Origin of the sequence: Microcystis sp. M31BS1, from assembly GCF_020245285.1 — a bacterium.
GTDB lineage: Bacteria > Cyanobacteriota > Cyanobacteriia > Cyanobacteriales > Microcystaceae > Microcystis > Microcystis panniformis.
The window spans coordinates 1-9,334 of the sequence record NZ_JADBVE010000200.1 but is presented as its reverse complement, the minus strand read 5'-3'; the positions used below and the strand labels follow the sequence as shown (position 1 = coordinate 9,334).

The window sequence follows — 9,334 nt, the reverse complement described above, 5'->3', positions numbered from 1 at the left end:
TTTTGAGAGAATCGTCGTTCAAAACCTTGCGTCTTCATCGGCCCGCGTCCTGTAGGGGCGAAGCATTCGGGCAATAACCTATCGGTGAAACCGTAGATTTTCTATCCGAATGCTTCGCCCGTACTTTTTCAGCAGACCCTACTTAGTATTAGATATGTGTAATTAATTGTGTCTAGCTACTTATCCATTATGTGCCAAAATTCAATAAGCGAGAGCGCCTTTTTCCCTAACCAAAAAGGAAGGCTTTTAAACCTTCCTTACCATAGAATTGGTCATTTATTTATTGACGTTTGCGAGCCAATACACCCAGAGAACCCACCGCTAATAAACCTAAAAGGGTGCCTGGTTCTGGGGTTGTCTGTGTCTGGGCAGGTTGAATGGTCCAGTTAGCAGCAACGATATTACCTTCTACATTGGTCAATTGGACCTCGTTGCTGAAACCATTAGTATAGTAAACGCCATTGAACCCATTCACGAACCAGTTGGTGGGTGTTTGTGTAGAATTGGTTGAGACGACATTGACATTATTCGAATCCGACCAGCTAGTAGGAACAGCCGTTAATGTTCCTAAGGCATTGGTGACAAAACTTCCTGTAGAAGTACTCAACCCATCACCCCCATTAGGATTAAAGGTGGTAACGTGGGCCCCATTACCAAAGTTGAAGGTGACACTCACAATGTTGCTGTCGTTCCATGTTTGGTTGAACAGGGAAGTTCCCCCATTGTCAAGCTGAAAGGTAATAACCGCAGTATCACCGACATTAACGTTATCGACAAGGGGTAAGAAGTCGACTGCTGCAACAGTATCCGTATAGGTAGCGGTAAAAATGGCGGCATGGGCGGGAATGGCACTGAAAACGGCACAAGTCACCGCCGGAAGGCAAAGGGCTTTTAGCAGTTGATTAGTCATTTTTGATTAATTGACAAGTTAATTTCATGGCTGATAATGGGGAAAAATTGATATTTATACCCCATAAATTATTGCTTAACAGTAATAAGCAGCATCATTCTACCCCCCCCCGAATTTGTCAAGTATTCTCCGTTTTTTATTGATGAATCTGGAAAAAAGCCCATCAGGGAGAGACTGGAAGGATTCGCCAAGGAAACATCTTAAATTAATCGGTAATGATTAAGATTGCGCTATTTTAGGGGTTAGGGGGGAGCAAAACGTCCTAATCTTAGCGGGTACTGCTATAAAATAAAAGCATGAAAACTGACACGATTTTTTATCAACTCTTTCAATCTTTCCCCTCTATCTTCTTTGAATTAATTCAACTCCCTATCACCGAAGCCAAGGCATGAGCAGAAAACGGGTTTCTCGGAGAAACCCGTTTTCTGTGCGTTACTCAACGGATTTAGTATGAGGTACAATTTCAAGAAGATGAGGCTTTTTATCAGCGCTTTTTCACTGAAATATTCTTATATCTCAGTAAAACCGACTTAACCAATGATTGGCGGGGTGTGATTGTCTATCCTAACCCTCAAGTAGAAACCGATAAAGTTCAACGCTATCGGGAACTCCTCAACTCCGAGCGAGTGAGACGGATTTATCTGAATGAATTAGAAAACACTCCTCAAACTTCGATTGGTTTAGCTACAGTCCAATTAATCACCCTATCTAAGGCAAAAGCGATTGATAGCACCCGAAAATTAATCCAAAGAGTGCGGGAAGAATTAACCCCCGACCAAAAACCGCAAGAACTCTTACAATTAATAGAGACGATTCTTGTTTATAAGTTACCGCTTCTCAATCGTCGGGAGATAGAAACTATGTTTAGTTTAGATGAATTAAAACAGACTCAGTATTTTCAAGATGTGCGCGAGGAAGCGCGTCAGGAAGGTCGTCAGGAAGGCAGACTAAACAAAGCATTAGAGGCGGTCCCTCGTTTGTTAGCCTTAGGGTTAAGCGTTGAGCAAGTCGCATCCGCCTTAGAGTTAGAGGTTAAACAGGTTAGAGCTATACAAAACGGGACATAAAAAATGCGATCGCATTGTAAAATAAAAGCATGAAAACTGACACTATTTTTTATCAACTCTTTCAATCATTCCCCTCTATCTTCTTTGAATTAATTCAACTCCCTATCAGCGAAGCGAATAACTACCGCTTTGACTCAGTGGAAGTCAAACAACTTTCCTTTCGTCTTGATGGAGTCTTTCTGCCTCAAAATAATAACCTGAGATTTCATCGTCAAACCGGGGTTGGGACGAGGATAAAGTTTATCGCCTCACCCAACCTTACCTTACCAACGATTTAAGAAACTGCCACCATTACCCCAGCGCGGTCGGGAATTAAAGAAACCGCCACCGTCAGACCAACCATTGCGCCAGGGCCGCGCATTAACGAAACTACCACCGCGACCATCTCCCCAACCGCCGGCACGACTATTCACCCAACCGCGACCGCGACCATCTCCCCAGCCTAAAGCTTGTAAACTAGGATCGGCAGTATCTTCCGGCAGTTGGTTAACTCGTTCGCGTACAGCGCTGGACAGACGACTTAAACGCGCTTCAATGGGGTTAGCCTCGTCCGAGGCGGCCTGAGCGGTGCTAGTCAGACCGAAAGCAGATAAAGCGAGAAGAAAGCCGACTAAACCAGTTTTATTGCTGATATTCACCTGAATTTATGCTCCTATTTGGCTTCTTGGGGATTAATTTGGGCGTGTTCGATAACTTTGAAGGCAAAAAACCCCTTTAATAATTCTGGGGGGATGGGAACCATGCCTTGACTACCGAACCAGCGATCGATTTGACTAACGGTAGCCGTATCATTGGTGATGTAATCCTGCATCATTTTAACAATGGCATAGTTGACATCATCCAAAAAAGTAGAGTTATTTTCGGGAACCATGCAAGCAATCCCAAAATTAGCTAGAGCTTCTTCGGGGACGATTTCGTAGATTTTAGGGTTATCTCTGAGAATTGTTCCCGCTAAAGAAATGCTATCCCCCGCTATTGCGTCGATTTTACCGGTTTTTAAAGCTTCGATCGCTTCTTCTACGGTGCTGTAGGTAGTAACAATCGTCGCTTGCGGTTGTACTAATTTAATCACATCCACGGCCGCAGAACTGGGAACCAAGGCGATGCGTTTACCGATTAGGGATTGAGGAGTGGAGAGATTGCTTCCTTTTTTGGCTAAAATCCTAATCCCAGAAATGCTGTAACTGATGGAAAAATCGACCACTTTCGCCCTTTCCCAAGTAAAAGCCGTACTACAAGCGATATCGATGTCCCCGCTACGAATGAGATTAATTTTCTCTCCGGGTTGGTTAGCTTCCACCATTTGCAGGGTGACGGGACGACCGAGACGAGTTTCCAGTCGTTTTCTAATTCGTTCCAACACATCCATAGAATAGCCGACTAATTCCCCCTTCTCATTGACGTAGGAGTAGGGAATCGCATCAAAACGGGTTCCTACGGTCAAAAATCCCGTGCGAGCCACTTTTTCCACCACTGTTTCCGCTAAACCTGCGCTGGCGAGGAACATAGGCAATATGCAACCTAGTCCCACTAACTGTAAAATTTTCTTCATAAATCGAGTGCTTACTCCCGTACAAACATAACTATACTAGAAGTCGCTAAAAAATCTTCAAGGTTTCCATAATAATTTCTGTGAACTTTTACAAATTAGATGGCGGTTCAAGGCGAATTAATTGACCGTTACCTTCATCGGTGAGCAGGTATAAAAATCCGTCGGGACTTTGACGCACATCCCGCACCCTCTGACCGATGGGAATCGCTTCTTGATTGATAATTTCACCCGATTTATCCATTTCCAGACGGCGAATATCCCTGGAAACTAAACCACCGGCGAATAAATTTCCCTGCCAATTAGGAAAGCGATTACCAGTATAAAAGACCAATCCCGAAGGAGCGATCGCTGGTGTCCAAATTGTTTTCGGATCGATCAGACCGGGGCGATATCTTTCGCCGGAAACTGGGTTATTAGTGCCGTACTCTTGACTGGAAGAAACCAGTGGCCAACCGTAATTTTTGCCCTTTTCAATTAAATTTAATTCATCCCCTCCTTTCGCTCCGTGTTCTGTTGCCCAGACTCTTCTAGTCATCGGCTCGAAGCTGATTCCTTGAATATTCCGATGGCCATAACTCCAAATTTTAGAACCGGCGAAAGGATTATCTTTAGGGAGAGAACCATCGTCATTGATGCGGATAATTTTACCTAAATGACTTTGCAGATTTTGGGACTGTTTTCTAATTAAATCTCCCGCTAATTGTAGGGGAGGATTACCCCCGTCCCCAATCGCTACCAATAAAGTGCCATCCGGTAGCCATAATAACCGCGAACCGAAGTGTTGAGAGCCAGTTTTTGCTTGGGAAACTTCAAAAATAACCCGCACATCTCGCAAACTTGTACCATCATAAACCGCACGAGCGACGCGGGTACGATTAGCCTCCCGGTCTCCGTGAGCATAAGTTAGATAAATCCAGCGATTTTGGGCAAATTGGGGATGAATTGCCACATCGAGCAGTCCTCCTTGTCCGACGGCAAAAACTTCGGGAACTCCAGCGATGGCTTTTGGGTCTAACTTACCCTCTCTAACCACTCTTAAACGACCGGGGCGCTCTGTGATGAGGATTTCCCCGTTAGGTAGCCAAACCATAGCCCAAGGATGCTCTAAACCCTCGATTACGGTCACTTTTTGCCATTGATTGGTCTGGGAATTATTTGCCGAAGTTAATATTTTTGTACCTTGACAACTGGAGATAATTATGGTAAGCAAAACGCTAGATACTAAAGGCGAGAAAATGCGATTGAGAGAATTAAGCATGAGTTGGTAACTTCCCAGGTTTGCCATGGCATAGACATCATTAAGGTGGGTTCGGGTTAATTGCTCGTACAAACTATTTGGCAATACCTCTAATTTTCGCTTTTACTTTTTCAATGAATGAAGAAGAATTCACATCGTGGAGATGTTGTTTCCTCGCTTTACTTAGGATTGATGCCACTAAACCAAAGGAGGACTGAGAAGAAAAAATCAAATCATTACAACTGGCTAACAAATACATATCCATTAATGCTTCTATGCCATTTTGAACGCGATCGGGACATTGATCCCAGTTCTGGTGCATTCTTTCTCCCGATGGTGGAAACCATTTTGGTGTGGTGATAATATTTGGGAATTCCTGTTGAAATTTTTCAACAACTTCTTGAGAATCTGTGGATAAGAAAATGCTGTTAAATTTATTGTTTTTGTTGATTTTTTTAGTAGTACTAATTAGCTTATCTAAAGGAATCTTCATGTCTGTATATCTGACATGAACGCCTAGGGTGTTCACTCCAAAGTGAGATGATTTGAAATCTTCGATAGACTGAACAATTTCAGGTTTCAGGCTTAGATGAGAGTTTAATACCTGTTTGATAATAGTACGATCATCCATTTTTGCCAAGTAATCGAACTTCCCATGAAAAAGTTGTCTCATCTGGTTGATTTTATGAGTATAGGCACAGAAAACCAGAATCTCACTCTCATAATTTGTTCTAGATAATTCAACCGACATAGATTGATCCGAAATCCTTAAATCTTTTCTTAGTCCACCAAAAGATTGATCTAACTTATCAATCCATATCTCAGGATAGACAGACTTGGTATCAGGTATAGATTCTACTGAAACGGTCTTTGGACAGTTAAAAAATAGAGGGAAGGAGTTGATATCGTCATGACAATAAGTATTATCCCGCCAATCAATAACTAACTGGCGATTACTAATTTCACTATAGATTATTGCACCGCAGGCGGCCAGAATTCGGTTTCCCATGCCAGAGGAACCTTTACAAATCAGAAACTTTCTAGAGCTATTCATATTTTTTATTGAGTATCTACTAAACTATAAACCTAGACGACGGCGAGTTCTTTTGAAACTAAGGGGGGAGTGAGCTATAAATAGCTTCACAAATTCTAGGCGACTTTGAAGGTCACGATATTTTTTTAGGTAGCAAAATAGTGCTTCTAAATTAATATAAATACCCTTTCGATACAGGTAATGCGCTAATTCTACCCCACTAATCTCATTTTTTAATAGGTCAATTAACTCAAGACTGGTAGGTAAGCTATTGGGGCGGAATGAGGAACTATAGGCAGAGTTTACCCATGATGCTTCTTTCCCTTTATAGGTTTTAGATTCTGGGTGTCCAAAACCAATATTATAGATCAAAGAAGTTTTGGGAATGAGATGAACCCGATTTTGATACAAAGATGCAAGAGTAAGAGTAATAACCCAGTCAGTTTGCTCATTTCTCTCTAGCCAGAACTGGTTTATTATAGTCATTTTTGTTTGCACGGTGGCGGGTATATTATAGAATTTTCCAAAAGGATTATATTGTTTTGGCTGATTGATGAGAGCGATATCATTCCAGCGATCGGCCCAGATACCGAATCCCCAAGAAAAAACTCTATGAGAGAGAGCAAAATCCTCTTCGATCAAATGATATGCTTGCTCTGGAAAGGCTGCATATCCGCTAATCGAAAAGATTTTTTTATGTTCACGGTATGCCTCTAATAGACGGCACATCCTATCATAAAAATATGGATTGGGAAAGTTATCATCTTCCAAGTAAACAACAGATTCATAAGTGGATAGGACTTCTGTCAAGGACAAAATGACATTTTGATCACAGCCCAAATTTTGTGACCGTAACCTTATATCTACTGGAATTTTACTAGAGAACTCTTGCAGTAAAGCAATTGTTTGATCAATCAGGGGTAGATCAAGTTCATTTCTTGCTCCATCCACATAGGCAATGATCTGATGAGGAAATAGAGTCTGTTGGGTTAAACCCTTTAAAACTTCCTTGAGTAGATCGGGACGAGTAAAAACTATTAAAATAACTGGCGGCAAAGAACTAGGTAAAGGCACCTCATCAAGAGACATTGGTAAATTTGTTAAATTCATAGACTACCGCACAACAAAAATTTTAACATCTGCACAAATCATGCCCAATATGGTAACACCTTAATTTGACTGTGTCAAGCTTGATCACACTTCGATAACTCCCAGCTAGAATTTTTTGACCTTAACTTGAGAGAAAACTTTTATTATAATGCTCGGATATCCTGTCTCCTTTGCATGACCACTTGTTAACCGTAACTTCCTAGTTGGTAACTCTCCAAGTTTTCAGCAGATCAATATAATTATATTGACTCCATTTTGAGGAGTTGTTTTAGAAAAGTTAAGAGATTTTCTAGTGATGGTATTTGCATTAAAGTTTGCTCGCTAATCCACCGATCATCAGAAATAGTTGCGGTGTTGGTTTTTCCAGGTTTAAGAATACTAGCAACTGCGGCAATAGTGGCTTTTTCTTTATCAAAAGGTTTCCAGCCAATTTGACTAATTTCTTCCTCGGAAAATTGTTGAATATATGCTTTTGCTCTGTTCATATATTCAGGATAGGCGATTTTTCCACAATCACAAAGTAGGGTATCTAAGACACCTTGATCAACATTATTAGGCAGTATATATAATCCGACTCTTGGTCTATTTTCTTGAATAGTTCCCGTGGCAGCTACTACCCTGGGAAAGTCGGGAAAATATTCCCGAAAACCCTGATGATATTTGCGAGCAACTTCTGCCGGGTTATCTTTATCCGCATCGGCAATAACGGCAAAAGCTGATAATTCATTGTTATAATCCATATCGGCAAGTTTATTGGTTAAATTTTTAATTAATTCACTGCCACCCCCGGCATAAATTGCCACGGATAAAGTCTCAGTATAAAGAATAGATGGCATATCGAGTCTGATGTAAAGTTTTCCAGTTTTAAGAGGAGGATATTTCGGAATAAATTTTTTCCAAATTGGCTCTAGATTTGAGAGTTCTTCACATTTAGAAAACCCCAGCAGTTTACACATAACTTTCACCAGAAAAGCTTGATCATGATTACCCTCCACTCCAATCAATATATGTTCTCGACTCACCAACGAACCTCCTGTCCTAAGTCTTCTCGTAAGCTTTTTAATCGAGTCCAATCATGTCTAACTACTCTAGTATAATTTTCCTTTGGTTCGAGACGATAAAGCACCAAATCTGATTCTCGTTCAGTAACTTCTAACAGAGCATCAACAGCTTCTAGACTGTGGGTAGTAGCAAACAGTTGTACATTCATTTTTTGACACCATTTAACTAACCAATTAAAAGAACTTTGCAGTGCCTCTGTATGAATAGCTGATTCTAATTCATCAATGAATAAAATTCCACCTTTAACACTGGCAAGTTTGAGGGCAATATGAAGTAAGCGACGCACCCCGTCACCAAAGGTACTAACGGGTACAAGTCCCAATTTTTCGTGTTGAATATAAATGTTAAATCTGGAAGATAAAGAATGAGGAGGTAAGAGAATTTCTAAATCAGAAATATTACTGTCCATTTGACGTAGTAAATCGATAACATCTGTTTTAAAATTGGCAAATCTCACTTCTGAAAGTAACCGAAATTGACCAATATCAGAACGATGAGAAGCGGGACTAACCAGAGAAGTTAGTAAGCTAGGTTCTTTTTTTCCCGATAGTCTAGAGAGAGGGCTATTTTCCCAAAGTTGATAGTTTTCTTTCAGGGGATTTTGGGGATAATTAATTAAACTTATTAATTGTTCTTGAGCCAGAAATACTGTTATCGATAAATTTATACCTTTTCTTGTTTCCCATAAATCTTCATTATTATCGATTAAATCTTCGTTTTCTTCGCTAATTATCTCATTAGGATGAAGCTTGTCTTCGGGATTGTCAATTAAAATAATTCCTTCGAGTTCTTCATAAATTGCCTCAATTTTCTGAACTTTAAAGGAGCCATTTCCTGTGATTGATATAACCCCGTGATTAAGTTTTTCTTGCTCAATCATTGCATCGTGGGTAAATAACCACTGTAGGGAATCTAGATAAGGAGTCCGAGAAACTCTGTACTCTTGTTCTCTTTGTCTAGCAGTATTTAGCCAAACTTTTAGATCTAAGGGATGACAGTAAATAGATAACGCTTCGAGAACGCTGGTTTTTCCCGAATTATTAATTCCCACAAGCAGGTTAATCTGTCCGAGATTCTTTAGCTCAAGCTCTCGCAGTCCTCTAAACTGGTGAATGGTAATGTTTTCTAGGCTTTTAGTCATAAACTTAGTTTAGCTGAAAAGGGTGACAAAAAACTAAGTTATCTCCTCAAATGTATTGAAGTTTTAATTTAATCAACTTCTGGTTCTTCGTTACTTAGTATGGTTCGATAGGGGGGCATAAATCGACTAAATCCTTATCTGGCAAGAGACTTAATTGATTAGTTCGCTCTAGATCAAAAATAATTGACAAAAATCGCCAAATGCCTTTCTATATAAGGGTTC

9 protein-coding genes and 1 pseudogene are annotated in these 9,334 nt (G+C 40.5%); 2 read left to right on the top strand and 8 right to left on the bottom strand.

Annotation, left to right across the window (positions count from 1 at the left end; all coding sequences use genetic code 11):
- Positions 1-280: 280 nt before the first annotated feature.
- The gene (locus IM509_RS11795; protein ID WP_185238066.1) at positions 281-910 is read right to left on the bottom strand and encodes a PEP-CTERM sorting domain-containing protein; all 630 of its coding nucleotides are present in this window, start codon (positions 908-910) and stop codon (positions 281-283) included.
- 296 nt (positions 911-1,206) lie between these two features.
- On the opposite strand from IM509_RS11795, the pseudogene IM509_RS11790 reads away from it, so the two are divergent.
- Both IM509_RS11790 and IM509_RS11785 read left to right on the top strand, forming a co-directional pair.
- Positions 1,207-1,977: pseudogene (locus tag IM509_RS11790) on the top strand (Rpn family recombination-promoting nuclease/putative transposase); the annotation flags it as partial.
- A 29-nt stretch (positions 1,978-2,006) separates the two neighbouring features.
- Positions 2,007-2,255, top strand: coding sequence for a DUF2887 domain-containing protein (locus IM509_RS11785; protein ID WP_052277584.1), 249 nt, complete (start codon positions 2,007-2,009; stop codon positions 2,253-2,255).
- On the opposite strand, the gene grrA is transcribed toward IM509_RS11785, so the two are convergent.
- The 7 genes from grrA to IM509_RS11750 form a co-directional block, all read right to left on the bottom strand.
- Complete coding sequence (gene grrA / locus IM509_RS11780; RefSeq protein ID WP_052277585.1) at positions 2,241-2,615, bottom strand: GrrA/OscA1 family cyclophane-containing rSAM-modified RiPP; 375 nt, start codon at positions 2,613-2,615, stop codon at positions 2,241-2,243. The two genes, IM509_RS11785 and grrA, sit on opposite strands and share 15 nt — an antisense overlap.
- 14 nt (positions 2,616-2,629) lie before the next feature.
- Positions 2,630-3,529, bottom strand: a complete 900-nt coding sequence (gene grrP, locus IM509_RS11775) for an extracellular substrate binding-like orphan protein GrrP (protein ID WP_052277586.1) — start codon at positions 3,527-3,529, stop codon at positions 2,630-2,632.
- 88 nt (positions 3,530-3,617) lie between these two features.
- Positions 3,618-4,787 carry a PQQ-dependent sugar dehydrogenase gene (locus tag IM509_RS11770; protein WP_072926304.1) on the bottom strand — a complete coding sequence of 390 codons (1,170 nt, stop codon included), beginning with the start codon at positions 4,785-4,787 and terminating at the stop codon, positions 3,618-3,620.
- Between the two features lie 73 nt (positions 4,788-4,860).
- Positions 4,861-5,820, bottom strand: coding sequence for a NodZ family protein (locus IM509_RS11765; RefSeq protein WP_052277587.1), 960 nt, complete (start codon positions 5,818-5,820; stop codon positions 4,861-4,863).
- 24 nt (positions 5,821-5,844) lie between these two features.
- Positions 5,845-6,909: a glycosyltransferase family protein gene (locus IM509_RS11760; protein ID WP_185238065.1), complete on the bottom strand. Its 1,065-nt coding sequence runs from the start codon at positions 6,907-6,909 to the stop codon at positions 5,845-5,847.
- 239 nt (positions 6,910-7,148) lie between these two features.
- The gene (locus IM509_RS11755) at positions 7,149-7,931 is read right to left on the bottom strand and encodes a DUF3226 domain-containing protein (RefSeq protein WP_072926299.1); all 783 of its coding nucleotides are present in this window, start codon (positions 7,929-7,931) and stop codon (positions 7,149-7,151) included.
- Complete coding sequence (locus tag IM509_RS11750; protein ID WP_002762438.1) at positions 7,928-9,112, bottom strand: AAA family ATPase; 1,185 nt, start codon at positions 9,110-9,112, stop codon at positions 7,928-7,930. Before IM509_RS11750 ends, IM509_RS11755 begins: the two co-directional genes overlap by 4 nt.
- Positions 9,113-9,334 lie beyond the last annotated feature (222 nt).